The sequence below is a fragment of the Cyanobium sp. NIVA-CYA 375 genome (assembly GCF_056108345.1).
The window spans coordinates 19,385-43,944 of the sequence record NZ_JBSYHW010000008.1 but is presented as its reverse complement, the minus strand read 5'-3'; the positions used below and the strand labels follow the sequence as shown (position 1 = coordinate 43,944).

The following is a 24,560-nucleotide window of genomic DNA, read 5'->3' as shown; positions in this document are numbered from 1 at the left end:
TCAGCGAGGACAGGCGATCTCCCGGCAGACCCCAACCAGGCCAATCACGGTGCCATTGGCGTCCCGCAGGGGTGTCTTGACCGTTTCCAGCAGGGCGCTGCGGCCATCGGGGTAGGTCACCCACTCCTCATTGCTCTGGGCCTGGCCACTGGCGAGAATGGCCTGATCATTGGCGCGAAAGCTGCCGGCCAGATCGGCGGGGAATAGATCCAGATCCGTCAGCCCGGTGAGTTCGTCGACCGTTTTCCCCAGTAGGTGGGCCCAAGCGCTGTTGCCAGCGATGTAGCGACCGTTGAGGTCCTTGGCGAACACGATGTCGGTCATGGACTCGATCAGGTGGGCTTCAAGGCTCATGTCGGGTCGCCACAGGGGCGGCCATCATGCCGCCGGCGGCGTGATAGCTGCTGCGCACCAGCGGCCCACTGCGCACCTGCTGGAATCCCAGCTCCCTGGCCCTGGCTCCCAGCTGCTCAAATTCTTCTGGAGTCCAGTAGCGAGCCACCGGAATGTGGGCGAGGGATGGGCGCAGGTATTGGCCCAGGGTCAGGCGCTGGCAATCGACTGATCGCAGGTCGCCCATCGTCTGCAGCACCTCGGCTTCGGTTTCGCCCAGCCCCAGCATCAGCCCACTCTTGGTGGGGATGGCGGGCGCCAGTTCGCGGGCAGCGGCTAGCAGGGCCAGGGAGCGGCGGTAGGTGGCGCCCCGGCGCACCTCCCCCTGAAGGCGTTCCACGGTTTCGAGGTTGTGGTTGAAGCAGGCGGGCAGCGCCGCCAGCACTGCGGCCAGCCGTTGCCGTTGGGCCGCCAACCCCTCCTCTTCGACGCGCTGGCCGCCCCAGAAGTCGGGGGTTAGCACTTCAATGCCGACGCCAGGTGTGCGCTGGCGGATCGCGGCCATGGCGGTGGTGAATAGGTGGGCGCCGTGGTCGGCTAAGTCGTCGCGGGCGACGGCCGTGAGCACCACATAGGAGAGCTGGAGCGCGGCAACTGCCTCGGCCACCCGCTCGGCCTCGCCTGCATCTAGGGGCTGGGGTGCCTGGCCTTTCTCCACCTGGCAGAAGGCGCAGCTGCGGGTGCAGATTGGACCTCCCAGTAAAAAGGTGGCGGTGCCCGCGGCGTAGCACTCGGCTCGGTTGGGGCAGCGACCCTCCTCGCAGATGGTGTGCAGCCGTTGCTGCTTCACCAGCCCCTGCACGTTTTCCAGGGCTGAGGCATTGCCCACCGGACGCCGCAGCCACTCGGGCAGCCGTTCGGTCGGGGCGATGCTGCTGTAGCGGGACTTACTGGTCATGGCAGGGCCACCTTTGCGCTTACTCCATCTGGCGTCTGCCTTCAAAGGCCCGGGCCAGGGTTACCTCGTCGGCGTATTCCAGCTCGCTGCCGACGGGCAAGCCGTAGGCGATGCGACTCACGGTGGTGAATGGTTTGAGTAGCCGGGCCAAATAAAGGCTGGTGGTATCCCCTTCCACACTCGGAGTCAGCGCCAGGATCACCTCAGTGATGGACTCCTTGTCGACCCGGTTCACCAGGGGCTGGATCTGCAGCAGCTCGGGGCCGATGCCATCCATTGGTGAGATCAAGCCGCAGAGCACGTGGTAGTGCCCCTTGAACTCCCGGGTGCGCTCCATCGCCAGCAGGTCGCGGGAATCGGCCACAACACAAAGCTGGCCGTTGCCCCGCTCCTCGTTGCGGCAGATCTCACAGATCGGCTCGGCCGAGAGGTGGAAGCAGCACTTGCACTGGCCCACCTGGCTGCGGGCCGCCAGCAGGGCGTCGGCGAAGTTGCGGACCTGCTCCTCAGGCTGGCGCAACAGGTGTAGAGCCAGCCGCTGGGCCGTGCGCGGGCCAATGCCAGGTAAGCGCTCGAACTGGTCGATCAGCCTGGCCAGGGGGCGGGTAAAGCCGCTCAGCAGTCCGCCGCAATTGCTCAGAACTTAGGCAGCCAGCTCGATCAGCTGGGATTAGGGGCACCGCTATCGAGGCTGGCCCTATCAACTTGTGCATCATCAAGTTGTGCGCCTTCCATTAGGGCCCCTTCCAGTTGGGCACCCTCAAGATCGGCACCTACAAGGATCGCGCCACGCAAGTCGGCATCTCGCAGATCAGCACCGCGCAGGTTGGCTCCGCTCAGATCGGTGCCGGCCAGGTTGGCTCCACGCAGCACGCTCCCTTCCAGGTTGACGTTGTGCCAGTGGCCGTTGGCAGCCTGCAGATTGCGTAGGTCAAAGCCCGCTAGCTGCTGGCCGTCGATTGGTAGCCCGGCACTGTTGAGGATCTCTAGAGCGGTAATGCGCCCCACCAGCCATTTGACGCCGGAGGCATTGCAGTTCATCAGCAGCTCGTAGGCCTCGATGTTGTCGCGCTGGCGCCGTTTTTGAGCCTCCAGGACGTAGAGGAAGGCGGCCGTCACGATGCTCAGCGATTCCACATTGCCGACGCTGATCAGGGCCTCCGTCTCCCGCCAAAGGCAACCCTGGGCCCAGCGGTTGTTGCGGCAGGTGGCGTAGCTGTTCACCACCATCAGCAGCGCCATGGCCGCTGCACCCGATAGGGCTAAGCGAAACAGAAAGGAGCCGTCCAGCAGGCGGAAGAAGCGGGAGTCGTGACGACGCTGCTGCCGGTCCACCCAGGTGGATTGGCGTGGCATGGGGAGACTGGAGATCAGGAGCCCATGCTGACGCCTGGGGGCTCGGCTGCCTAGCAGAATGGCGCCACGCAACGCGCCTTGAGCCATGGCTGTCTTTTGCAATCGGGCTGTCCTACGCGCATTTATGCCGCGTCTTGTTGCCTTGGTGCTGGCGGGGCTGCTGGTTGCTTGCAGTGCTGGGGCAGCCGGGCTCAATGGCTTCCAGAGTCCCGATGGGCGCTATGCCTTCCTCTATCCCACCGGCTGGACGCGGGTGCAGGTGAGTGGCGGCCCCCAGGTCGTGTTTCACGATTTGATCAACAGCGATGAAACCCTCAGCCTGGTGATCTCGGAGGTGAACCCCACCAACGACTTGGAAAAACTCGGCAGCGCCGTGGCGGTTGGCGAGCAGCTGCGCCGCACCGTGATTGCCCCTGAGGGCAGTGGCCGCCAGGCTGAGCTGGTGGAAGCGTCGGAGCGGCAGGAAGGCCCCCGCACCTTCTACGACCTGGAATACGCCGTGCACCTCGACGACCGCGACCGCCACGAGCTGGCCACCGTGGTGCTCGACCGGGGCCGCCTTTACACCTTTGCGGCCAGCACCAACGAGATCCGTTGGGCCAAGGTGAAGGACATGTTCCGGCAGGTCGTCACCTCCTTCACCCTGCTGGTGTGACGGCTTCGGCCCCCGCCGATGTGGTGATCGTTGGCGCTGGGGTAGCTGGTGCTCTGTTGGCCTTGGCGTTGCGGGAGCTAGGGGCGTCGGTGACGGTCGTCGCTGCCCCCGCCAGCCATGGGCTTTGCTCCGCTACCGAGCTCAGCTATGGCGCTCTGCCGGGATGGCCCCTGGCCCCAACCCCTTTAGCTCGCTTGGCGGCCGGAGCCTCTAAGCGCTGGCGGCTCCTGCAAGAACGCCATGGTGAGCTGGGCTGGCGGCCCTGCCGCTTGCGTTTGCACGGGGCTGCCGCCGGTTGGCGGCCCCTTAGTGCCTGGTGGCCGCTGCCCTTCGCCCAGGTGGATTCCGCAGTCTTGGCGGCGCGCTTGCCGCTGGTGCTGGCGGCGGCGGGGGTGACGGGCAAAACGGGCCGGGTGGAGCGCCTGGAGCCGCTGGCTGGGGCAGGCTGGGAATTGACCCTCAGTGATGGCACCAGCCTGCAGGCCCCCCAGTTGGTGCTGGCCGCGGGCGCCTACTGCCGCCAGCTCTGGCCGCTCCTGCCCCAGCGCTTGCGCAGCAGCTGGGCGGCGGCGCTGGAGCTGGCCTCCTTTCCGGCGTCGCTGGGCCGCACCGCCGCCTGGCTCCCGCCCAGCTTTGGGCGGGTAGCTCTGGAGCGGCGCGCCGCTGGCCTGAGCCAGCCGGAGTGGCTGGTGGATGGCGGGTTGGTGCCCCGGGCAGAAGGGGCCCTGCTAGGCCAGCACACCCTGGTGCGACCGGGCCTGGAGCTGGGGGCAGCGCCGCCGCCTTTGGAGGTGGAAAGGCAACTGCGCCAAGAGCTAGCGGCCCAAGCCTGGGGGGCGCCGCTGGCGGCCCTGCCCGGCCATCTGCGCCAGGCGGCCGTGGCCTTCTGTAGTGAGGGCTTGCCCCTGGTAGGTCCGCTGGCAGGGGCGCCTGGGTTGTGGCTGTTCACCGGCTTCAGTGCGGGCTTTAGCCAGGTGCCGGTGCTGGCGCCCCTGCTGGCCCAGGCCCTGGCCTTGGAGGGCGCGCCGGCGGAAGCCGCGGTGCGGCGCCTGCAGCAGCTGGGCCTGACAGGTGCCTTTTAATCCTGCAAGCTGGGACCCATGACCCAGGCCAGCCCCACCGCCACCGAGCCCAGCCATCGCGGCCCATTTCAGCGCTTGCAGGCCCGCTGGCAGGGGCTGAGCGATCACAACCAGGTGGGCGTGAGCCTGGCGGGGGTGGGCGGTGTGTTGGTGCTCTGGGCCCTGTTCTGGCCCGTGCCCACCGAGGTGGAAGGCATGGGCGTGCTGATCTACCCCAACAACGCCGGCATCCTCAACGCCCGTGCCGGCGGCCAGGTGCGGGAGGTGTTTGTGAAGGAGGGTGAGTCGGTGGCGCGCGGCCAGGTGCTGATGCAGCTGTATTTGCCGGTGCTAGAGCGCCAGCTCGACCAGCAGCGCGGCAACCTGCGCCAGCTGCAGCGGCACAACGCCCAGCTCGATGAGCGCGATTCCCTGCGTCTGCTCACCGAGAAGCGTGCCCTAGATACATCTCTGGCCAAGTATTCCGAAGATCGCCGCCGCTACGGCGAACTGCAGTCGACCTACGCCAGCAAATTGCGCAACCTCGATTGGCTAGCCCAGCGGGAGGTGGTGGCGCCGCTGTCTTCTGAGGTTGTGTCGGCTGAGCAGGGGCTCACCAGCACCAGCGTCAATCTCGATGACGTCAAGATCAACGAGAAGAACGTGGTGACCAACTACCAGCAGGTGAAGCTGAGCATCGAAACCCAGGCCCTGCAGCGCCGCTATCAGATCGACGATCTCAAGCGTCAGATCCAGGTGACCGAAGCCAAGATCAGCTACGACGGCAAGGTGCATGCCGACCGGGACGGCACGGTTTTGGATCTGCAGGTGATCGGGGGCCAAACCGTGGGCACCGGCCAGCGGCTGGGCACGATTGGCCGGCCTGAGCAACCCAGCGCCAAGGACCGCCCGCTGCGGGTGGTGGCTTATTTCGCGCCCGCCGATGCTCGCCGCCTGCCCCTGGGGCTGCCCGTGGAGGTGGTGCCGCAGTGGAACCAGCGCGGCCGCTTCGGCGGCATCGTGGGCAAGGTGACCCAGGTGCTGACCCTGCCCGCCACGGCAGACGACATCTCCACCACCACCGGCAACGCCCAGCTGGCCCAGGAACTCACCAAGAGCGGCCCGGTGATGCGCAGCGAAATCGAGCTGGAGCGCGATCCCTCCAGCGTGGACGGATATCGCTGGACCCTCTCGGGGGGCAGCGGTGTGTTCCCGATCCGCGACGGCCTCACGGTGTCGACCCACGCCTATGTGGAATGGCGCTCGCCGATCAGCTACGTGATCCCTGGCCTGCGCTCCCTCACCGGCGGCTTCCGCACCACCTGGATCGACCTGCGCTGGAACCTGCCCTCCCTGCGTCAGCCGAACTCCGCCCCATGAGCCGCCCCGTGGACGCCAAGCCCCGTTTCCAGATCCGCAACCCCCTGCTGCGCCAGGAGTTCCCCTGGCTGGTGAGCGAGGTGGTGTTGCTGCTGATCCTGTTCAACGCCAACCCACCGGAGCTGTGGTTCTGGCTGGTGGTGCTGCTGGTCGTGCTGCTCTATCGCGTGGAGCGCTGGTGGTCGTCGCGGCCCAACGCCTGAGCGTTCAGGGTTGGGTGACGGGGCTACTGCTGAGTTGCAGCTGCAGCTGGGGTTGGATCGGCAGATTGGGATCGCGCGGCATCGGCAGCAGTTCTTTCAGCAACTTCGCGTAAGTGATGTTCACGGCCACCGTGGCGTTGAGCCGCCGCACCAGGGAGTTGATCAGACGGTCCTGGGTGTTGGAGACATTGAGCTCGTTGTCGAGGCCGGTGAGGTAGCGCAGGCGCACATCGCGGAAGGCTTCCAGGGCAGCGGCCACGCCTCGGCGGGCGGAGCTGAGCTTGGCCAGGCTGGCTTCGTGGTTGAAGAAGGCTTGCTCGATCCGCAGGCGGATGTCGTTGCGGCTGGCGGCGTATTGCTGGGCGGTGGCCGCTGCCTGCTTGGTCAGGGCCCGCGCCTGGCCGGAGGTGCTGCCGGCATCAAACAGCAACCAGGTGAGGGTGAGTCCCGCCGACCAATCCCAGCCGTTGGTGGTGGAGAGGGGCAGGGCGGTGGAACCGCAGCAGCCACCTCCGCCAAGATCAAAATTACTCAGGCTTGTTTGGGAGCTGCTGCCGCCGCCGCTGGCAAACAGGGAGAGTTTCGGCAGCAGTCCGGCAGCGGTGGCCTGGCTCTGCTGGGCCAGGGCCGTGCGGGTGGCCAGGATCGCCTCTAGTTCGGGATTGCCCCGGTAGGCCGCCAGCAGGCTGGCCTCCAGATCGAGGGGCCAGCGGGGCTGCACCACGATCGGGTCGCTGGAGCTGGGGGTCACGTTGGCGGGCAGGTTGAGTAGCACCGCCAGTTGGCGGCGCGCCACAGCCCGATCCGCCAGGGCCTGAATCAGGGTTTCTTCATCGGCGGCCTGGATGGCCCGACGCCGCAGCACATCGAGCCTGGGCACTAGGCCGGCCTGCTTGAGGTCCAGGGTGTCCTGCAGGATCACCAGATCGTTGCGCAGGTTGGCGTCGTAGACGCGCACCAGCTGCTCGTCCTGCTGCAGGGAGTAGTAAGCCTCACTCACCTCCAGCTGCAGGGAGCGCAGTTGATTGGCATAGGTGTTGCGCTGCCGTTCAAGGGCTGCCCGTGCCGCGCGCACCGTGGGTGTTCGGGCGAAGTCGAGCAGGGCGTAGTTGAGCTGCAGGCCCCCCTCAGCGCCCCATTCTCCGCTGGTGATTCCTATGGAACCGCCGTTGGGCACGTAAAAGGGGCCATTGGGTGGTTCAAAATTCGGGCCCAAGCCCAGGTTGTCGTTGGGTTTGTTGGAGGTGGTGCTGCTGCGGTTTCCTTCGTAGCCACCGGCGGCAAAGGCGCTGATCGTGGGCCAGTAGCTGCCCATGGCGGCCTGAACGCTGGCCAGGGCGGCAGCCACCTGCTCGCGCTGGGCCTGCAGGGTTGCGCTGTTGGCAAAGGCGATGGCCAGGGCCTGCTCCATGCTGAGGCTGACGATGCTGCCGGCCTGGAGTTGCTGGGGGGTGGGTAGATGCAGGGGCGGCCCGGCCACGGCTTCGGCCGGTTGGATCGGGCCGGTGGGGGGTTGGTTGGCCCGGATCAGGTTGGCGGGCAGCTCAGGAGTGCTGAGTACGTTTCCCACCGGGGGCTCGGGCTCACTGGGGAGCAGCTGATCGAGCGCCCGCAGTTGCGCATCCAGCTTTTGCCAGCTGCGCTCCAGCAGCTTGGTGATCTGGGGCTGGGCTGGGGGCTGAGCCAGCGCGGCCGGGGCCAGCTGGGCCGGGATCAGCCCAAGCCACAACAGGGCCAGAACGCGCTTGCGCATTGCCACGAGGGTGCAGATCAGCGCCTTGGTAGGCGCAGTTTGATGGGTGCAGTGGTTCTGGTGACCTGGGGGTGTTCGGCTTCAGGGGCGGCAGCTGGCTGGCCGGTGAATCCCACCACCAGATGCACCAGGCGGCTGATCTCGGCCCCTGCTTGGTTTAGCTCCTACCCAAAATTGCCTGCCACTTCGCTTCGCCATCGCGGATGGCCTGCTCGGCCTGGCGGCAAAGCATCAGCCGGCTGGCAATCCGCTCGAGTCGCTCCAGGCAGGCCGAGTTGGCGGTGGGGTCGCTGAGCTCCTTCCCCAGCTCCTGCCAGCTGCGTGGTGCCTCAAGCCCCGTCTCTGGCGGCTTGGGCAGACCCCGGCGAGTGCGGATTTGCCGTTCCCATTGGCCTAACTGGCTTGCCATGGCCTGCAGCAACTCCGCTTCGGCTCGATGCAGCTGCACCACCAGCTGGGGATCCTGGAGGGTGGGTGGCTCGCGCACCAAACCCCCCACCAGGGTGATCAGGCGGGAGGCGGTGGCATCGAAATTGGCCATCAGCAGGGTGGCCGGATGGCGCTCCGGCAACGTGCCCAGCTCCTGCAGCAGGGCTGGCCGTTGTTGCCGGATGGCGATCAGCTGGTTGCGCAGGGCCCGGTAGCGGCCGATCCCGATCGGATCAGCCCCCTCCCCCTGCCCTGTGATGGCGGGATCCACCCGCGGCGCCAGGTCGCAGAAGCAGCTCTGCAGCTGGCCGAGCAGGCCGGCGACCTGGGCCAGGCTGCTGTCGAGTCCGCGGGCCGGCCAAAACAGCCGCAGGGCCAGCAGCGTGATCAGCACCCCGAAGCTGGTCCAAAAGAAGCGAATCGGAATCCAGCTAGCCAGGCCGCCCTCGTGCACGAGCCAGCCCATCACGATGATCATGCCGCCCGCTTTGTAGCCCACCTGCAGCTTCAAAATTCCGCCCAGCAGGCGCAGGGCGCCGAGGGTGAGTGCGAGCGCCAGCGGCATCGGCACGCCCCGCAACCCCTCGTAGCCGATCAGCAGCAGCACCGACCCGAGCGCCGTGCCCAGCAGGCGCTGTCGCCCGAGGGCAAGCGCGCCCCCGTAGGTGCCGCTGGACACCGCCAATACCGCCAGGGCCACGTACTGGCTGAACTCAACCCCCGACAGGCTGGCAAAGGCGTTGCCGAGTCCGGCGGTGAGAGCGGTGCGCAGGGCGTTGCGGTTGATCACGGCGGCGCCATCCGGTTCAAGCCCCCGAGGCAGGCATGCAGAGGGCGGCCCTCCTCGGCTAGGGCCAGCAGAGGCAGCAGGGGCAGTTGCAGCTGTTGGGCCAGCTGCTGCCAGCGCTGGGGCTGACGCCGTGGGGTAGGTGCGGGTTGCCCGCTCAGCTGGCGTTGCAGCTCTTGCACCGTGTGCTGCAGCAGATCGGCCTGCAGGATCTGGTGTTCGGGCAAGCCGGCCAGCAGTCGCTCCCAGGCAATCCAGTGAAAATGGGCGAGCTGCCACAGCCGCAGCCGCTGCTCCCAGCCACTGCGTTTGAGGGCCTGATGACGGGGGCCGCCGCGCTCCCGGGCTACCAGTTGCTCGATGCGCTGCAGGTCGTTGGAGAGCGGTGCGGGATTGAGTGGTTCAGGGCGACTTCGACCCTGGCCCAGCCAGTCGCTGTAGGCCTGCAGCTGGGTTTGCAGCGACCGCCGCAGGCGACTATCGGCGCTCTTCAGCTCGCTGCTGCTGTTCTGCGGCCAGAAAAGCAGCCCCACCGCGATGGCCACCACACAACCCACCACAGTGTCGAGTCCGCGGTTAAATACGTAATCCCAGTTCAGCGCCGCGTGGCTGGGAATCATCAGGAACATCACGCTGGTGAGCCCGGCGGTGCCTAGTGCGCTCTGCCAGCCCAGCAGCTGCAGCAGCGGAATCATCACCAGCAACGACACCAGCACCCCGATCCAGCCGCCCAGGATCATGTGCACCAAGAAGGTGATCAGCCCCCCCAGCACCGTGCCGGCGATGCGGCCGGTGGCCGCTTGAACGGTGTGGTCATCGTTGTCGTCCACAACGATCACTACCGCCATCAGGGGATACCAGAGAAACTGAATGCGCTCAGCCCAAGTGGCGATTGCCGCGGTGATGAATATGGCCACAAATAACTTCAGGCTGTTGCGCAACAGCAGGTTCTGCACAGGCCGCGGCAACGCTCAACTGCCAGGAGCTTATGGGGATCAGCCACGCTTCACAGGGCTGTCGTGAGAGGCCTGATATGAGCTGGCTGCCTGCGCTCACTCCCGATCTGGAGGTCCTGCTGCGCCTAGGGCTGGCGGTGCTGTGTGGATTGGCTGTGGGTATCAACCGCGCCCACCATGGCAATACCAGCCATCCCAATCGCCTGCGGGTGCATGTGTTGGTGGGTCTTAGTGCCTGTCTGATGGTGCTGGCGGCCGGTGACGACCCCCAAGCCCGCAGCCGGGTGATTCAGGGGGTTGCCACCGGAATTGGCTTCCTGGGGGCGGGCGAGATCCTGGTGCCCCCTGCTGCTGACAAGAGGGGCATGCCAGAGGTGCGCGGACTCACCAGTGCGGCTTCGATCTGGTTTACGGCTGCCCTCGGAGTCACGGTGGCGGCTTCCACGCCGCTGCTGGCAGGCGTGGCCCTGGTTCTGGCCCTGATCACCCTCTCCCAGCGCAGCAACGGCGGGCCTCCCCCGGTCGTTGATCCTGAGCTGGATCAGAAGAGGAAGCGATAGCGGCCGTCGCCGCTGCTTTCAGCTTCGTTGGTTCCATCCAGCACCGGTTGGGGCCACTCCGCTTCCCAATAGCTGATGTCATCTAGGTAGAAGGGCCGCCCGCCCAGGCGCTTTGTCTCCAGCTGGGTCGAACCCATGGCGGTGATCAGCCCACCAAGCTCCATGGGGCCCAGATCGGTTTTCAGATCCTTACCGGCTGCAGCCAGCAGGATCGGCAGGCGCACCAGATGCTCTGGCCTGGTGAGCTTGCGAAATAGGGCCTGTAGGGCCAGTTGCTGGCGCTCCAGCCGGCCGATATCGCCCATCTCATCGTGGCGAAAGCGCAAAAAGCCTTCTAGGTCTTGGCCTTTGAGATTTTGCAGGCCTTGTTGCAGGTCGATGTAAAGGCCCTGGGTGTTGTCGGTGTAGGCCATGCGTTTCGGCACATTCACCTCGATGCCGCCCAAGGCATCGGCCATGCGCCGGATTGCCGACAGGTTCACCACCACGTGGTGAGTGATCGGCCTGCCCAACTTGCGGGCCAGCTCCCGTTTGAGCAGATCAGTGCCCCCGAGGCTATAGAGGGCGTTGATTTTGTGGGGACCGTAGCCCTCGGCCTCGATGTAAGTGTCCCGGGGTATCTGGGTGATCCGGGTGATGCCGCCATCCACCCGCAGGCTGGCGATTACATCGGTGTTGCCACCGCCCACATCAGTGCCGATCAGCAGGATTTCTTGGTTGGTGATGCCGCTCCAGGCCGCGAACGGATTGGTGATGGCATTGCTGGCTCCGGAGGCGGTGTCGCTGAGAAGCTCGGAGAAGGGCCCAGCCAGCAAAAGGCCTCCACCAAGGCCGACCCCGATAGCCAGGAGCACGGCACCGCGTTTACTCCGCTTGCGGGGCCGCTTGGCCGGAGGGGTTCTCATCCCCTAAAAGCTATTGCACCAAGCGAACCTTTCCTCCCTGGGGGCTTGCCGCTGCTCAGAGCGGCCAGGCTCGAACGAGTTGATGAAGATGTTTCCCCAGGCCTGCAGGAGGTGCCGTGACGAAAAGCAGAGGCCACTGCCTAGAAACGCACCCAGCGCCTCAGCTGGCTCGATAAATCGATCGCTACCGCGCGCCGATAGATTTAGATTCTGAGTTGGATCTGCTCAAGGATCGTGCTGCTGCCGGTCACTATGAACTGGATGCCGATCGCCAAGGTGAATAAGCCCATTACTTTGATCAGCACCGTCATGCCCACATGACCCAGCATCATCGTGAGGCGGGCGGCGAACACGAACATCAGCGCGATGATCAGAGCCATCGCCCAGATCGCAGCAAAAAGCTCGATGCGGTGATTGAAGCTGGTGGCGCTGTTGGCGTACACCGTGATCGTCGACATCGTGCCGGCGCCCGTAGTGAGCGGTAGCGAGATCGGCACGATCGCCGAGGAGGCCATCTGCCCCATATCCATGTGGCTGACGTCGCAGTTCTTCTCGTGTGAGTCGCCCGGAGCCGTTGCATTAAGCATTTTTAGGCCGCTCGCACCCAACAACAAGCCACCGGCGATCTGGAATGCGCTTACTCCGATACCAAAGAACTGGAGCACCGCCGTGCCGATGAAGTAGGCACCCAGCATGATCAGCAAACTTGAGAAGCTGGCAAGCGTGATCACGCGGCGTACCTGGCGATTCGGCAACCCCTCGCTGAGGGTAAGGAAGGGCCCTATGGCCGGGAAGTTGTTGGCCACGGCGAACAGCCCCAGCAGATAATGCTGAAAGGTGCTGGGCAGCAGTAAATCGTGATTTAGGGCCATGGGGAACAGCGGTGGAGCTCCATCATTCCGCGAGCTACTGCCGATGATCAACTCTGCGCAAAAAAATAACCCTGCCGTGGAGCTTCCGCGGCAGGGTTGGTGTAGCCCAATGCGGAGCAGGAGAGCTTGTGGCAGAGGCTGATGGGTTGGTTCTACCAGCGATTGCCGCCACCACCGCCGTAACCACCACCACCACCACCACCGCTACCACGATTGCCACCACCGCCGCCGCGATTGCCACCGCCACCGCCGCCTCCGCCTTCCCGGGGAGTGGCCTTGTTGACGCGAATCATGCGGCCCATCCATTCGACGTCTTGGAGGTCGTCTATGGCTTTTTGTTCGGCCGCATCGTCAGCTAATTCGACAAAGGCGAAGCCACGCTTGCGACCGGTTTCCCGGTCGAGGGGCAGGCTGCACTGGCGCACTTCTCCGTATTGGCCGAAGAGATCAAGCAAGTCTTCGCGCTCAGCTTGGAACGAGAGATTGCCAACGTAAATGGTCATTAATGGAGCAGATCCTGGAACTGATTTGGTTGGAGCTGCGGCGCCTATAGGGCCCCAGTGGAAACTGGGGGAGCCCAAAGGTTGCCCAATCAACTCGAAACCACCGGTAACGATACCGGGTGAGCCGACCCTGCTTGCCGTTTGACGAAGAACCGTAAAGAGGTTCTGAAGAGACTCTGAGGTTCGCCCGGCGATCCCCGATGCTGTCCCAATGTCAGCAAACTCTGATTATCGAGGACCTGTGATGACGGCACCTGTCCCCTGGAGCCTCGCCTGGCGTGAGGATGGTGAGCTTGCTCCTCAAGATCGTTTTGACCTGTTGCAGAGCCTGGTTGCCTGCGAAAGCGCAGATGCTCAAACCACCTTGATCGCTGCTGTGGAACGGTTGTCAATCGCTGACTTAACCAGCCTAAGTGTCGGAGGTGTGACCAGTCTCTGCGCCTGAAGCGGCATTCCGGGCAGTTAGTGCTGCATCAGGAGCTGGGCTTTCGCACCGAGCGCTGGTCCAGAGTCCGCCCGCAGGCTTCATGGGCATCCTCCACATCACTGCCTTTAGCTACCCGATCGCCTACGCAGGCGCAAGTGCGTTCTAGCTGGGCAGCAGGAACAACTTTGCCCGCCCTTGCCAAGTCGGCTTGATAGGCCGACAGGCAAAAGTCTTTAACTACATCCGCAACGCTGATGGAGCGGCTGGCGGGCACCAAGGCAAGCAGCCAAAGGCAGAGCAGTCCGAAAAGGAAAGGGCGTGGGGGGCTGGCAGGCATGAAGCAAAAGGGCAGGAGCCCAAGGCGCTCACCCCTGGAACCTTGAAAGCTGCAAGGGCTTGTTCATCACCCGCAGTTGGCGTAGACCCTGAAAAACATCTTCGGGCATGCCCTTGGGTAGGTCCACGGTGCTGTGGGTGTCGAAAATCTGGATGCGGCCGATGGATCGCCCGTTCAGACCGGCCTCATTGGCAATGGCACCCACGATGTTGCCGGGCTTGATGCGGTCGCGCCAGCCCAGTTCCACCCGGAAGCGCTCCATGTGATCCTCTGGCGGACCCACGGGGCGTTCGCCCCTGGAAGCAGCTCCTCGGCCCAGATCCCGGCCAACCTCGCGACCCACTTCCCGGCCCCGTCCCCGGTCCCGGCCGAAGTCGCGACCGCCATCCCTACCGCCATCCCTACCGCCATCCCGGCCTCCATCGCGGCCAGGACCGTTCTGACGCACTTGCTGGAAGTTCTCTTCGCCCTGCAACAGCAGGGGCTTGCCCACCAGGCTCAGCTCTAGGGCCGCCAGGGCTAGCTGCTCAGGACTGGAGCCCTGCTCCTGGGCAACCCGTTGCAGGATTTCGCTGAGTAGGGCCCGTTCCTGCTCGCTGCTGGCTGGGGTTTGTAGGCAGTTGGTGAGCTTGGTGCGCATCCGGTCGAGCCGGTTTTGATTGATGGTGGCGTTGCTTGGCACCTCCATCTCTTCGATCGGCTTGCCCACCGCCCGCTCCATGCCGCCCAGGAAACGGCGCTCCCTCGGGGTCAGGAACAGGATGGCGTCGCCGCTGCGGCCAGCTCGACCGGTGCGGCCAATGCGGTGGACATAGGCCTCCGCATCGAAGGGGATGTCGTAGTTGATCACCAGACTGATCCGCTCTACATCGAGCCCGCGGGCAGCTACATCGGTGGCCACCAAGACGTCCACCTGGCCGCTCTTAAGCCGCTCGATGGTGCGCTCTCGCTGGGCTTGGGGCACGTCGCCGTTGAGCACGGCAACGTCGTAACCGTGCTGTTCAAGCGATTCGGCCACGGTGAGCGTGATCGCCTTGGTACGGGCAAAAATGATCACACCCTCACTGGTCTCGGCCTCCAGTACCCGCTCCAGGGCTGCTTGCTTGTGGGGCGCATGCACCATCAAGAAACGCTGACGAATGCGGGTGGCATCGGCGGCCTTTTGCTTGATCGTGATCTCAGCGGGAGCGTTGAGATATTTCTGCGATATGCGCCGGATTTCCGGAGGCATGGTGGCAGAAAACAGCACTACTTGGCGCTGCTCAGGTAGTTGTTCGAGCACCCATTCGACATCATCGATGAAGCCCATGCGCAGCATTTCATCGGCCTCGTCCAGCACCAGGGCGCGAAGACTGGAGAGATCGAGGGTGCCTTGACGCATGTGGTCCATCACCCGGCCGGGGGTGCCGACCACGATTTGAACGCCGCGTTTGAGCTGATGGATCTGGTCGCGGAAATCAGCGCCGCCGTAGATCGCCAGGGTGCGCACACCGGGTAGGTGGCTGGCATAGCTGTTAAAGGCCTCGGCCACCTGCAGGGCCAATTCCCGGGTTGGGGCGAGCACCAGTACTTGGGGCTTGCGCTGGTCGGGATCGAGGGCCGCCAGCATTGGCAGGGCGAAGGCAGCGGTTTTGCCGGTGCCGGTCTGGGCCTGTCCCACCAGGTCGCGGCCGAGCATCAGCTCGGGGATGGCGGCCTTCTGAATTGGTGAGGGCTCCTGATAGCCGATGGCTTCAAGGGCCTTCAGCAGTTCTGGGCCAAAGCCAAAGCGGGCAAAGCCCGAGGCAATGGCTGGTTCTGTCTTGATTTCAGCTGAAATGTTTTCAGCTGAGTTGATTTCAGCTGTTTCGAGGGGCGCGTCGATGTCGACGGAGCAAGCAAAGCTGCTGCCGTTGGCGTGTTCGGTCACGGGATGCAAATAGCCTGGTTAAACAGGGCTTGGTGAAGTCCTTGAACGCAGGCCGGCAGAAACCCAATGGAGCCTAAAAATACTGAACGGATGGGCCGTTGCGGGGCAACTGAAGCTGCACTGCTTTACCCGATGTTCAGTTGTTCAGACCCGCAATTAACAAAACTGCCCTGCCCTTGAAAAAGGCTGAAAACAAATATTATCACCTCCCCCATCCGCTTCACTTCCGGCCGAAGTCATCCGCCAGGCGCTCGATGTCTGCCTCGCTCAGCAAGCTACCCCGCTGCACCTCCACGATCTCCAGATCCGCCAGACCTCCTTGGGCCCGGTGAATTGCCCCTTGGGGGATGAAGACGCTGGTCCCTGCCGTTGCGATGATGGCCTCCTCTCCCACCTGCAGTTCGCCGTCGCCGGCCACCACCACCCAGTGCTCACAGCGGTGGTGGTGGCGCTGCAGGCTCAGCCGCTGGCCGCGGTTGATCAGTAGGCGCTTGACCAGGTATTCATCACCGCACGCCAGCTGTTCATACCAGCCCCAGGGGCGTAGCACCCGGCCGGCGGGAATTTGAGGCTCAGGAATGATCACAATTCAGGTTGGCAGCCGCCGCCGAGCTGCGCAAGGGGGTGATCAGGCAGGCCCGCTGTCTGGCTCTGGTTAGGGCTGTGTAGAGCAGGCGCCGTTGGGGTCTGCCGATGTCGGGCATCAGCACCCACACCTCTTCGGCCTCACTGCCCTGGGCCTTGTGCACCGTGAGGGCCATGGCTGGCTCGGCTTCGGGTAGCTGGGCCGGGTGAATCCAGAGCGGCTCGCTACCGCCCTGGTTTGCAAACAGCAGGCGGCGTTCCCGCCCCCGCTTGCCTTCCCTTTCCACCACCAGCCCCACGTCGCCATTGGCGAGCCCCAGTTCGCTGAGGTTGTGGCGGCACAGTACGGGCGTGCCCACTGGCCAAAACTGGGGCGAGCGGGCCGCCGCCTCCCCCAGCAGGGCCTGGTGAATTGCCTCCACCCCCCAGCGGCCCCGCCGCAGCGGTGTCAGCACTAGGAAGTTGTTCAGGCCCGCCAGCAGGCTGGCGGTGACGGCGGGATCGTCCAGATCGGCCGCCAGGCAGCACTCCTGCAGCTGGTGCTGGTGCTGCCGCAGTCGCGCCAGCAGCTCTGCTGGCAGCTGGCGTGGGTTGGCCGGCAGCCAGCGCAGATTGGCATCGGCGGCTAAGGGTGTGAGCAGGGCCTCGAGGGGCTGCTCAGCCTCCCGTAGGGCGGTTGCTACCGCAGCGATGGCCCCATTGTTGCGGTAAGTGGTGCGCAGCTCGATGGCGGCGTCGCCCAGGGCCTGGCGGCGTTCGGGTGCCTGCAGCTCCAGCAGCACGGGCCCGGGGCCTACCGGTGGCAGCTGGGCCGCGTCCCCCACCAGCACCAGCCGGCAGCTGGGGGGCAGGGCCTCCAGCAGGGCCTGCATCAGGGGCAGATCCACCATCGACACCTCATCCACCACCAGCAGGTCGAGGGCGAGGGGGTGCTGGCGGTTGCGGCCGAAGCGCTCGCCGCGGCTCTCCAGCAGCCGGTGCAGGGTGCTGCAGGGAAGTTGCAGGCTGTTGCTGGCTAGGGCTGCCCGCAGTCGACTAGCAGCTTTGCCCGTGGGGGCTGCTAGTTGAATGCGGCTGTCTGGTTGCTGGGCGAGCACCGCCGCCAACATGCGAGCCACGGTGCTGGTTTTGCCGGTGCCCGGACCGCCCTCAAGCAGCACCAGGCCGAATCGCAGCACCGCCGTGACGGCCCGCTGCTGGTCAGGATCCAGGCCGTCGCTGCAGCTTGCGCCGGGGCTCGCCTCTGGGAGCTGCAACTGGGCCCGCTCGATCAGTGCCTGCAGCACCTGCTGGCGCTGGCGCTGCCAGCGGCGCCACAGCAGCCGGTCGCCCTCCAGCACCAGGGGACCATCCGGCTCGGCGCCCAGGGGTGAAGCCTCCAGGGCGCGGCGATGCTCGGCGCTGGGCAGGCTGATTTCCAGGCGACCCTCCGCCAGGGCGGCAGCCAGGTCAGTGATCAGTTCCGCCAGCAGGGGATCGGGGCTGCTGCCATGCAGCCGCGGCAGGGCTTCAGCCAGTGCCGCTGCCAGGGTCTGGAGCCAGCGGGGTTGCTCTAGGGGTGGGGGGATGCTCATGGTGTGCCCCCCAGGGCCTGGTCCAGTTGGAGCAGGCGGGCCAGGGGCGGCTGCTCGACAAACATGCCGGGCACCGCGCTGGCCGTGGTGGGTCCTGGCACCCCGCGCAGGAACACGTAGACGTAGCCGCCCAGGTGCTGCTCGGGTCGGTAGCCGGGCAGGCGCCAGCGCAGGTAGCGGTGCAGGGCTACCAGGTACAGGTGGGCCTGCAGGGGGTAGTGGTTGGCGGCCATCAGCTCTGCCATGGCTGCTGCTCCGTAGTGGCGTGGACCGCAGTGCAGCGGCTGCCCCTGGTCGTCGCGCTCGCCCAGCCAGTTGCTCTTCCAGTCGGCCACCCACCAGCGCTCGCCCTGCCGAAATACCAGGTCGATCGAGCCGGTGAGAAAGCCCCGGCTTTCCACTTTCAGCTGGGCAAGCTGCTCGGCGTAGGCGCTGCCAAACCAGCCTTCGGGATGGTCGGCAAATGGACGCGCCAGGTCTGGGCTGCGCACCAGGCCGAGGGGCAGATCGAAGTTCATCTCATTGAGGCGGCCGCCGCGCTCAAGCTGGGCCAAGCTGAAGTCGTTGCAGGGGCCGCCCAGGGGCGTGTGGAGCAGCTGCTCCAGCCCAACTAGCACCGCTTCGCCGTGCTGGGCAGCGATACCGGCCCGCTGCAGCTCCCGGTCCACCAGCTCGGCCTGGGTTGCCAAGGGTTGGCAGTAGTCGAGCTGCTCAAGGATGCGGTGCAGGCAGTCGCCGGCCTGGGCGCCCCGGGGGAAGGGGGCCAGAGGGCTGTCCTGGGGCCAGGCGCCGGGTGATGCCAATGCCTCGAGTTCGGTGACGATGGCATCGGTTTCGCGGCCCTCCTCCACGGCTGCGGGGGCGGCGCTGTGGCTGCCCTGGGTCCAGCTGGTGTAGCTGCTGCGGCCCCAGCTGCTGTCGAAGCCATGGCTGGGTACGGGGCCCCGCTGCAGGGATAGGCCAGCTGCTGTCGGGCCTGGTTTTAGCTGGCTGCGCTGGCCGCTGGCGGGGGGCTGCACCAGGGTGAGGGGCAGCTGGCGGCGGGCGATTGCCTGCTCCAGCCGCTCGCGCCACTCCGCATCACTGCGGCCGCTGTAGGGGTCGTGGTCGCTGGCGGGGGGGGGCTCCTGGTCGAACAGCCAGGGGTGCAGCGGATTGCCCTGCTGGCCCAAGACCGGGCCCCAGGCCAGCACCAGCAGCAGCTTGGCCCGGGTGGCGGCGACGTAGGCCAGTCGCTCGCGCTCCTGCAGCTCGGCCCCAAGCTGCTGCTGGCTGGCGCCCTGGCCCGGGCCCCAGTTGTTGTTTAGGTGTAGGTCGAGCACGGCTTCGGGCTGCCCGCCTTCAGGGCCGCCCGGGTGCCAGCGCACGCCGATGGACTGGCCGCTGCGGCTCTCAGCGCCTGCCTGCCAAAGGTAGGGACAGATCACCACTGGATATTCCAGACCCTTGCTGCGGTGCACCGTCAGCACCGATACGGCCTCATCGACCACGTCGCTGTGGGGCTGGTGGGCGTCGGGGATGTCCCGGTCGGGATCGAGCCGCAGGCGCCGCAGCCAGTCGGCTGCCGCTGCGGGACCCAGTTGGTCGGCATGGAGCCGCACGGCCACCAATTCACCGCACTGCTGCAAATCCGCCAGCAGCCGGCCGCCAAGGGATAGCTGGGCCAGCCCCTTTTGCTCCAGCAGGCTCGCCAGCACCCCAAGCAGGCCGCGGCGGGGTAGTTCAACGGCCAGCTGGGCTAGGCGCGCAGCCAGGTTGCTCCAGGCTTCGGGGCTGGCGGAGGCGATTTGCTCCGCGCTCCAGCCCAGCAGGGGAGAGGCGGCCAGCAGCCGCAGGCGCTGGGTCCGGCCGGGTTCGGCCAGGGCATCGAGCAGCCGTTGTAGTGCCGAGGCGCCGGCGCTTTCAAACACATCCCCCTGGCTCACCAGCTTGCTGGCTATGCCGCAGCGATCGAGGGCGGCGCGCAGCGCTTCAGCCTGACGGTGGGTGCCCACCAGCACGCATAGGTCGTTGGGGCAAAGGGGCTGGTGCTGCTCGCCCCGCTGTTGCATCAGCCCCTGGTTGAGCAATTCGGCGCTGAAGCAGGCGATCTGGTCGGGAAGTTGCCGCTCCAGGGCGCTGCGGCTGGGTGGTTTCTCACCAGCCAGGCGGCTGCCGCCGAGCCAGAGCAGCTGCAGGGGGTGCTGGCCGGCCGGTAGGAGCAGTTTGGTGTCGGTCGCTTGGGGGTGCACCTCCGGTACGGCCAGGTCGCTTCGGCGCAGCCCCGGCCCCATCAGGCCGTTGAGGCCGGCGACCAGGGCCTCGCTGGAGCGGTAGTTGTCGCGGAGGCTGCTGATGCCGCCGAAGCTGGCGGCGGCCTGACGGGCCTGCAGGTAGGTGCGCAGGTCGCCGCCGCGGAAGCGATAGATCGCCTGCTTGGGATCACCCACCATCACCAGTCGGTGCCGCTCAGGCTGGAAGGCCCGCGCCAGGATGCGCCACTGGATCGGATCGGTGTCCTGGAATTCATCGATCAGGGCAACGGCATAGCGGGCTCCCACCGCCTCTAGCAGGGGGGTAGTGGCCTGCTCGCCCGGATCGAGACCCTCCAGCAGTTGGGCGAAACCCAGCCTTCCGCTCTGGCGCCGCCGCCGGCCCAGCTCGGCCCGGCCCCAGTGGCAGGCATGCAGAAGCAGGGCTTCAGCCGGTCCATCCAAAACCTGGGCGATCGCCTCCTGCAGGGGGCGTTCGGGCAGGGAGGGTCCGGGGCCTTCCTGGTCGCCAGGCTCGAGGCTGCGGGCCACTTTGAGAAAGGCGCCGGGGTGGAAGTAATCGCGTAGCAGGCCTTGGGCTCCGCCCTGGCTGCCTGCCGTGGCGCCGTAGTCGCCGCCGGGGGCTTGGGCGGCGATCCAGCCCCGCACCAGGCCGCAGCGGTCCTTGGTGGGTTTGGGGACGTAGGGGCTGGTGGCTTTGAAGCCCTGGCCGCGCCATTGGCTAGCTGCGGCGCAAAAGCCGGCCTCCAGGGCTTGGCCGTGGCTTGCCCAGAGCTGCTGGAAGTTGTGCCACGCCTCGCTCCACAGGGCCTCGAGCTGGGGCGCCAAGGGGGCGTCGGCCCGCAGCGTTGCCGGCAGGGAATCCAGGCCTAGGGCTGGATCGCCATCGAGCTGGCGCAGCAGGCCTTCGAGGCTTTCGGGGCCGCGAACCTGTTGCTGCAGCCCGGCCAGCAGGTGACTGGGCAGGGGCAGCACCTGCTGTTGCCAGTAGTCATGGGCCACCTGGCGCACCAGGGTTCCCTTGTCGGTTTCGAGCTGCAGCTCCGGTGGCAGGCCCGCTTCCAAGGCGTGGCGCTGCAGGGTGCGGCGGCAGAAACCGTGGATGGTGGTGATGTCGGCGGCATCCAGCTCTTCGAGGGCCAGCAGCAGCCGGGCCCGCAACTTTTCGGCCCGCGGTCGTTGCTGCTCCAGCCAGGCGGCCAGGGTGGGATCGGGCTGCTCCAGATCTGGATTTTCCAGGCCGGCCAGGGCCCGCTGCAGGCGCTGGCCGATGCGATCGCGCAGTTCGGCGGCGGCGGCCTCGGTGAAGGTCACCACCAGCAGCTGGCGCAGCCCTAGCTCGGCCTCGGCCACATAGCGCAACACCAACTGGGCCAGGGCGAAGGTTTTGCCGGTGCCGGCGCTGGCCTCTAGCAGCCGCAGCCCGGGATCCAGGGGAAAGGCATTGGCAGCAAATGGTTGTTCTGGCGTTAAGGCCTGATCGCTGCCGGCAGCTGGGCTCATATCAACCGCTCCCGCATCGGACCAAGTAGCTCCCCAGCCCGGGCGGCTAGCTCACCGCTGGCCAACAGGGTGGCGCCACTGAGCTCGGATCCGAAACAGAGGGCCTGCTCCGGATCAAGCCGTTCGCCGCGCACCTGAAAACCGCCCTCCCAGGTTTCGATGGCCCGCGCTTCACCCTTATCGAGCAGGGCCCAGCCGGTTTCCGGTGGCACCGGCCAGCAGCTCTGGCGCCACTGCTGGCGCAACTCCAGCAGCCGCAGTAGTTCGGCCCGGGCGCTATCCACCTGGGGCGCCTGCAGCCGCAACTGCACGCCGAAGTCCTTGGCACCCCGGGCCACCAGCACCCCATCCAGCGGCCCTTGGTCGGCGGCGGCGGCCAGCAGCAGCGCCAGCCACAGCTCCAGCCGGTGGCGGCTGCGCGGTTTGGCGGTGTGCAGCACCAGCACCGAGCTCCCCCGCCACTGCAGCTCCTGCTGCCAGTTTTGCCAGAGGGCCAGCTGGCGGCGCTCGGGGCCCAGGGCCTCGAGGCTGGCGTGCAGGCTGCGCCAGCGCTGGCTGAGCCCGCCGGCCTCCAGTTCGCCTGCCGCCAGAGGAGGCAGCAAGCCCTGGCCGCGGTGGCGAGCCAGCCAGCCGGCGGCCCCATCTAGGCCTGCTTCGCTGGGGCTTTCGAGGGCCTGGCGCAGCAGCAGCGCCCGCCCGCGCTCATCGAGGCTGAGGGGCTCGAGGTCGTCGAGGCTGTCGGCCCATTCCCGCGGCTTTAGCCCCAATTCAGCCAGCCAGCTGGCCTGGGGGGCAAGCAGCCAGTCGCGCAGATCCCCGTAGGCATCGCTGGGCTGGGACGGGGGGGCGCTAGGGGGCTCGCTGGCCGCCAGGGGCCGGGGCGGTTGCGGTGCGCCACTCTGCTGGAGGGGTTGATCGAGCAGCAGGCGGGCCTTCAGCAGGCGCTCGTCGCAGCTGGCGGGCGGCCGCTCGCCGCTGGCTTGGAAATTGGCCCGGTCGAGGGGGTTGGCGGGGTGACTGATCACCAGGTCGCTACCGCGACAAGGCAGCTGCCCCTGCAGCCACTCGAGCCACTGGCGTACCGGTGTGGCCGGTGGCAGCTCTTCGCCGCTGCGGGGGTCGCGGCTGCTCCAGGTCACCAGCAGATGGTCGCGGGCTGAGAGCAGGGCCTCCAGCAGCACATAGCGGTCCTGGTCGGCCGGGTTGGGATCGCCGAGGTGGCGCTGCTGCTCCAGCAGGTGGAAGCCGGGCCGCTTGCTCTGACGGGGATAGGCGTTTGCATCCAGCCCCATCAGCACGATCACCCGATGGGGAATCGCCCGCATCGGCTCGAGGGCGCTGATGGTGAGGGCGCCGCTGCGGTGGCCAAACCGGCCCGAATCCGCAGCCAGGCGCTCATCGAGCACGGCTGCTACCACTGGTGCGGCCAGCTCCAGGTCGCAGCCGGCGGCGGCCTGCTGCCAGTCGTCAATGGCGGCTAGCACCAGGGGTAGCTCCCAGTCCTGGGCGTTGTTGCCAAGCTGGTCGCCGTCGCCGAATAGGTCGCTCAGCAGGGTCCTCAGGCAGCTGTTCCAGGCCAGGCAACAGCGGGGTCGCCGCAGCTCCACCAGCCAGTGGCGCAGCCGGGTGAGCAGGTGCAGCCAGCGGCCCAACAGCTCGATGCTCTCGCCACTGGCCAGGGGGGCGGTAGCGGCCGGGGCCAGGCCGGGGTCGCAGGGCAGCACCAGGCCCAGTAGCAACCGATCGATCACCCAGCTGAGGCTGCCGCTGCCCAGGCCGCCGCGCTCCTCTGCATCGAGGCCCCAGTGGAAGCCGCCCCGCTGCAGCAGGGGATGCAGGGCCGCCATCTCGGCACCGCTCAGCTGGAAATGCCCCTGCAGCGCCGGACTCTCCAGCAGGGTTTCCAGGGCGGAGGCGGTGAGCCGCTCCCCCGCCAGCCGCAGCAGCTCCAGCAAGCTGCGGCTGAGGCTGGCTTCGCTCTGCTGGCTGCGGTCGGTGAGGCGCCAATTGAGGGGCACCCCAGTGGCCTCCTGATCGCCAAATACGGCAGCCACCAAAGGCGCTAGGCCATCCACCTGAGGCGTCATCACCAGCACATCGCGGGGCTGGAGCGTGGGATCGGCGGCCAGCAGCTGCAGGATGCGGTCCCGCACGACCTGCACCTGGCGCAGGGGGCCGGGACAGCGGTGGAACTCCAGGGAGCTGTCTGCCGGTGCCCGCTGCAGCAGGGGTTGGGCAGCCGGATCCGCCAGTTGTTGCTGCAGCTGATGCAGCAGGGGCGCTGGCCCCTGGCCCCGATGGCTGCTGGCCGGGGCCACAAACAAATCCTTTTCCTGCCACTGGCCCTGGAGGCTCTCGCCGCTGCCTTCGAGCAACTGCTGAAACTCGCCGCCGAGTCGGCCGAAACGGGCCTCCAGGCCCGGGGCCTGCAGCAGCCAGTCGCCATCAAGGGGCTGCTGCAGCGCGATCGCATCGCTGAGCAGTTGGCGGCGGCTGGTGCAGCGCTGCCACAGGTCGCGGCAGGGGGTGAGCAGGTAGAGGTCCACATTCGTGTGCACGCTCAGGGCCTGCAGCAGCTGCACCTGGATCGGCGCCAGGCTGCTGAGCCCAAACAGGCGCAGGGGATCGGGCAGGCTGCCGGTCGGCGGCGCCTTGATCTGCAACTGGGCTATGGCCTCCAGCACCTGCAGGCCGAAGGGCTTCACCCCCAGGCGCTCCCGTAGCCGCCCCACCAGCAGCCGCTGCCACTCCTGCTCCGGCGGCAGGGGTGGGCCGTCCTCCCCACACCACCAGGCTGCCAGCAGCTCAGGGCGATATAGGGCAAGGTCGTCTAGGGCATCGGCGATGCTGCGGCCCAGCTGCCAGTGGGCCAGCTCAAGCTTGCTGCCGTGCTGGGGGTAGCGGCCTAGCCAGTGCTTAAGCGAGGCAGCTTCTGGCTGCTCCACCAGCTGGGGCAGCAGCTCCAGCACGGGCCACACCAGCTGGCTGGCACGCCAGGGATCCTGGTCTGCGCCAGTTTCGCCCAGCACTCCATTAACGATCTGGCGCAGCTGGCTGCCAGGAAATGGGTAGCGGATGTTGGCGGCGATGCCACCGAGTCCCACGGCCAGCTGTTCACCAAGCCAGCGGCTGGTGGGCCAGGTATTCACCACCACCTGCACCGTCTCGAGCGGCCCTGGAGGTGTGAGCAGCAACTGGGCGGCCAGGAGTTCGGCTAGGTGTTCGGCCCGGTTGCCCCGGAAAACTGTGAGCAAAACAGATG

General features: G+C 66.6%; 21 protein-coding genes. 5 read left to right on the top strand and 16 right to left on the bottom strand.

The genetic code is table 11. The features are described from left to right. From AC01FP_RS03905 to AC01FP_RS03890, 4 genes are all read right to left on the bottom strand, one after another. Positions 1–354 (bottom strand): PAS domain-containing protein, encoded by a 354-nt coding sequence (locus AC01FP_RS03905; protein ID WP_474478303.1) that lies wholly within the window; start codon positions 352–354, stop codon positions 1–3. Then, positions 344–1,291, bottom strand: coding sequence for a lipoyl synthase (gene lipA, locus AC01FP_RS03900; protein WP_474478302.1), 948 nt, complete (start codon positions 1,289–1,291; stop codon positions 344–346). Before lipA ends, AC01FP_RS03905 begins: the two co-directional genes overlap by 11 nt. Before the next feature lie 19 nt (positions 1,292–1,310). After that, on the bottom strand, positions 1,311–1,889 hold the full coding sequence (gene recR, locus AC01FP_RS03895; RefSeq protein WP_254960346.1) for a recombination mediator RecR: 579 nt from the start codon (positions 1,887–1,889) through the stop codon (positions 1,311–1,313). A 62-nt stretch (positions 1,890–1,951) separates the two neighbouring features. After that, positions 1,952–2,647, bottom strand: coding sequence for a pentapeptide repeat-containing protein (locus AC01FP_RS03890; protein ID WP_322763854.1), 696 nt, complete (start codon positions 2,645–2,647; stop codon positions 1,952–1,954). Positions 2,648–2,771: 124 nt separating this feature from the next. Between AC01FP_RS03890 and psbP the strand changes: the two genes are divergently transcribed. Genes psbP through AC01FP_RS03870 form a run of 4 tightly spaced genes read left to right on the top strand, consistent with a single transcriptional unit; the run spans position 2,772 to position 5,946 of the window. Next, entirely contained in the window at positions 2,772–3,302 is a 531-nt protein-coding gene (gene psbP, locus AC01FP_RS03885) for a photosystem II reaction center PsbP (protein WP_474478301.1), read from the top strand. Next, positions 3,299–4,384 carry an FAD-dependent oxidoreductase gene (locus AC01FP_RS03880; protein ID WP_474478300.1) on the top strand — a complete coding sequence of 362 codons (1,086 nt, stop codon included), beginning with the start codon at positions 3,299–3,301 and terminating at the stop codon, positions 4,382–4,384. The genes psbP and AC01FP_RS03880 overlap by 4 nt, the downstream gene beginning before the upstream one ends. A gap of 18 nt (positions 4,385–4,402) precedes the next feature. Further along, positions 4,403–5,743 carry an NHLP bacteriocin system secretion protein gene (locus AC01FP_RS03875; RefSeq protein ID WP_474478299.1) on the top strand — a complete coding sequence of 447 codons (1,341 nt, stop codon included), beginning with the start codon at positions 4,403–4,405 and terminating at the stop codon, positions 5,741–5,743. Then, positions 5,740–5,946 carry a hypothetical protein gene (locus tag AC01FP_RS03870; RefSeq protein ID WP_255015852.1) on the top strand — a complete coding sequence of 69 codons (207 nt, stop codon included), beginning with the start codon at positions 5,740–5,742 and terminating at the stop codon, positions 5,944–5,946. Before AC01FP_RS03875 ends, AC01FP_RS03870 begins: the two co-directional genes overlap by 4 nt. Positions 5,947–5,950: 4 nt before the next feature. Here AC01FP_RS03870 and AC01FP_RS03865 read toward each other — a convergent pair whose 3' ends face one another. The 3 genes from AC01FP_RS03865 to AC01FP_RS03855 form a co-directional block, all read right to left on the bottom strand. Next, a complete protein-coding gene (locus AC01FP_RS03865; RefSeq protein WP_474478298.1) occupies positions 5,951–7,699 on the bottom strand; it encodes a TolC family protein in 1,749 nt (582 codons plus the stop codon). Between the two features lie 157 nt (positions 7,700–7,856). Next, positions 7,857–8,918: an FUSC family protein gene (locus AC01FP_RS03860; protein WP_474478297.1), complete on the bottom strand. Its 1,062-nt coding sequence runs from the start codon at positions 8,916–8,918 to the stop codon at positions 7,857–7,859. Continuing rightward, a complete protein-coding gene (locus AC01FP_RS03855) occupies positions 8,915–9,871 on the bottom strand; it encodes an FUSC family protein (RefSeq protein ID WP_474478296.1) in 957 nt (318 codons plus the stop codon). The genes AC01FP_RS03860 and AC01FP_RS03855 overlap by 4 nt, the downstream gene beginning before the upstream one ends. Before the next feature lie 77 nt (positions 9,872–9,948). On the opposite strand from AC01FP_RS03855, the gene AC01FP_RS03850 reads away from it, so the two are divergent. Next, positions 9,949–10,431: an MgtC/SapB family protein gene (locus AC01FP_RS03850; protein WP_474478295.1), complete on the top strand. Its 483-nt coding sequence runs from the start codon at positions 9,949–9,951 to the stop codon at positions 10,429–10,431. On the opposite strand, the gene AC01FP_RS03845 is transcribed toward AC01FP_RS03850, so the two are convergent. The 9 genes from AC01FP_RS03845 to AC01FP_RS03805 all read right to left on the bottom strand — a co-directional run bounded on the left by AC01FP_RS03845 (position 10,413) and on the right by AC01FP_RS03805 (position 24,552). Continuing rightward, entirely contained in the window at positions 10,413–11,285 is an 873-nt protein-coding gene (locus AC01FP_RS03845) for an LCP family protein (protein WP_474478294.1), read from the bottom strand. The genes AC01FP_RS03850 and AC01FP_RS03845 overlap by 19 nt on opposite strands. Positions 11,286–11,539: 254 nt before the next feature. Next, a complete protein-coding gene (locus AC01FP_RS03840) occupies positions 11,540–12,208 on the bottom strand; it encodes a MarC family protein (protein ID WP_474478293.1) in 669 nt (222 codons plus the stop codon). 152 nt (positions 12,209–12,360) lie between these two features. Continuing rightward, positions 12,361–12,711 carry an RNA recognition motif domain-containing protein gene (locus AC01FP_RS03835; protein WP_474478292.1) on the bottom strand — a complete coding sequence of 117 codons (351 nt, stop codon included), beginning with the start codon at positions 12,709–12,711 and terminating at the stop codon, positions 12,361–12,363. A gap of 473 nt (positions 12,712–13,184) precedes the next feature. Next, a complete protein-coding gene (locus AC01FP_RS03830) occupies positions 13,185–13,475 on the bottom strand; it encodes a hypothetical protein (RefSeq protein WP_474478291.1) in 291 nt (96 codons plus the stop codon). Positions 13,476–13,503: 28 nt separating this feature from the next. Beyond that, positions 13,504–15,384 (bottom strand): DEAD/DEAH box helicase, encoded by a 1,881-nt coding sequence (locus AC01FP_RS03825; protein ID WP_474478290.1) that lies wholly within the window; start codon positions 15,382–15,384, stop codon positions 13,504–13,506. Between the two features lie 220 nt (positions 15,385–15,604). Beyond that, on the bottom strand, positions 15,605–15,970 hold the full coding sequence (locus AC01FP_RS03820; RefSeq protein ID WP_474478289.1) for a phosphomannose isomerase type II C-terminal cupin domain: 366 nt from the start codon (positions 15,968–15,970) through the stop codon (positions 15,605–15,607). Then, positions 15,957–17,543, bottom strand: a complete 1,587-nt coding sequence (locus AC01FP_RS03815; RefSeq protein ID WP_474478288.1) for an ATP-dependent DNA helicase — start codon at positions 17,541–17,543, stop codon at positions 15,957–15,959. Before AC01FP_RS03815 ends, AC01FP_RS03820 begins: the two co-directional genes overlap by 14 nt. Next, complete coding sequence (locus AC01FP_RS03810) at positions 17,540–21,298, bottom strand: UvrD-helicase domain-containing protein (RefSeq protein WP_474478287.1); 3,759 nt, start codon at positions 21,296–21,298, stop codon at positions 17,540–17,542. Before AC01FP_RS03810 ends, AC01FP_RS03815 begins: the two co-directional genes overlap by 4 nt. Further along, positions 21,295–24,552: an exodeoxyribonuclease V subunit gamma gene (locus tag AC01FP_RS03805; RefSeq protein WP_474478286.1), complete on the bottom strand. Its 3,258-nt coding sequence runs from the start codon at positions 24,550–24,552 to the stop codon at positions 21,295–21,297. Before AC01FP_RS03805 ends, AC01FP_RS03810 begins: the two co-directional genes overlap by 4 nt. Between the last annotated feature and the right edge of the window lie 8 nt (positions 24,553–24,560).

What these genes read in the sequence shown, in the direction of transcription:
- AC01FP_RS03905 (WP_474478303.1), bottom strand. Translation starts at nt 354, where the DNA reads ATGAGCCTTGAAGCCCACCTGATCGAGTCCATGACCGACATCGTGTTC.
- lipA (WP_474478302.1), bottom strand. Translation starts at nt 1,291, where the DNA reads ATGACCAGTAAGTCCCGCTACAGCAGCATCGCCCCGACCGAACGGCTG.
- AC01FP_RS03890 (WP_322763854.1), bottom strand. Translation starts at nt 2,647, where the DNA reads ATGCCACGCCAATCCACCTGGGTGGACCGGCAGCAGCGTCGTCACGAC.
- psbP (WP_474478301.1), top strand. Translation starts at nt 2,772, where the DNA reads ATGCCGCGTCTTGTTGCCTTGGTGCTGGCGGGGCTGCTGGTTGCTTGC.
- AC01FP_RS03875 (WP_474478299.1), top strand. Translation starts at nt 4,403, where the DNA reads ATGACCCAGGCCAGCCCCACCGCCACCGAGCCCAGCCATCGCGGCCCA.
- AC01FP_RS03870 (WP_255015852.1), top strand. Translation starts at nt 5,740, where the DNA reads ATGAGCCGCCCCGTGGACGCCAAGCCCCGTTTCCAGATCCGCAACCCC.
- AC01FP_RS03865 (WP_474478298.1), bottom strand. Translation starts at nt 7,699, where the DNA reads ATGCGCAAGCGCGTTCTGGCCCTGTTGTGGCTTGGGCTGATCCCGGCC.
- AC01FP_RS03850 (WP_474478295.1), top strand. Translation starts at nt 9,949, where the DNA reads ATGAGCTGGCTGCCTGCGCTCACTCCCGATCTGGAGGTCCTGCTGCGC.
- AC01FP_RS03840 (WP_474478293.1), bottom strand. Translation starts at nt 12,208, where the DNA reads ATGGCCCTAAATCACGATTTACTGCTGCCCAGCACCTTTCAGCATTAT.
- AC01FP_RS03835 (WP_474478292.1), bottom strand. Translation starts at nt 12,711, where the DNA reads ATGACCATTTACGTTGGCAATCTCTCGTTCCAAGCTGAGCGCGAAGAC.
- AC01FP_RS03830 (WP_474478291.1), bottom strand. Translation starts at nt 13,475, where the DNA reads ATGCCTGCCAGCCCCCCACGCCCTTTCCTTTTCGGACTGCTCTGCCTT.
- AC01FP_RS03815 (WP_474478288.1), bottom strand. Translation starts at nt 17,543, where the DNA reads ATGAGCATCCCCCCACCCCTAGAGCAACCCCGCTGGCTCCAGACCCTG.
- AC01FP_RS03810 (WP_474478287.1), bottom strand. Translation starts at nt 21,298, where the DNA reads ATGAGCCCAGCTGCCGGCAGCGATCAGGCCTTAACGCCAGAACAACCA.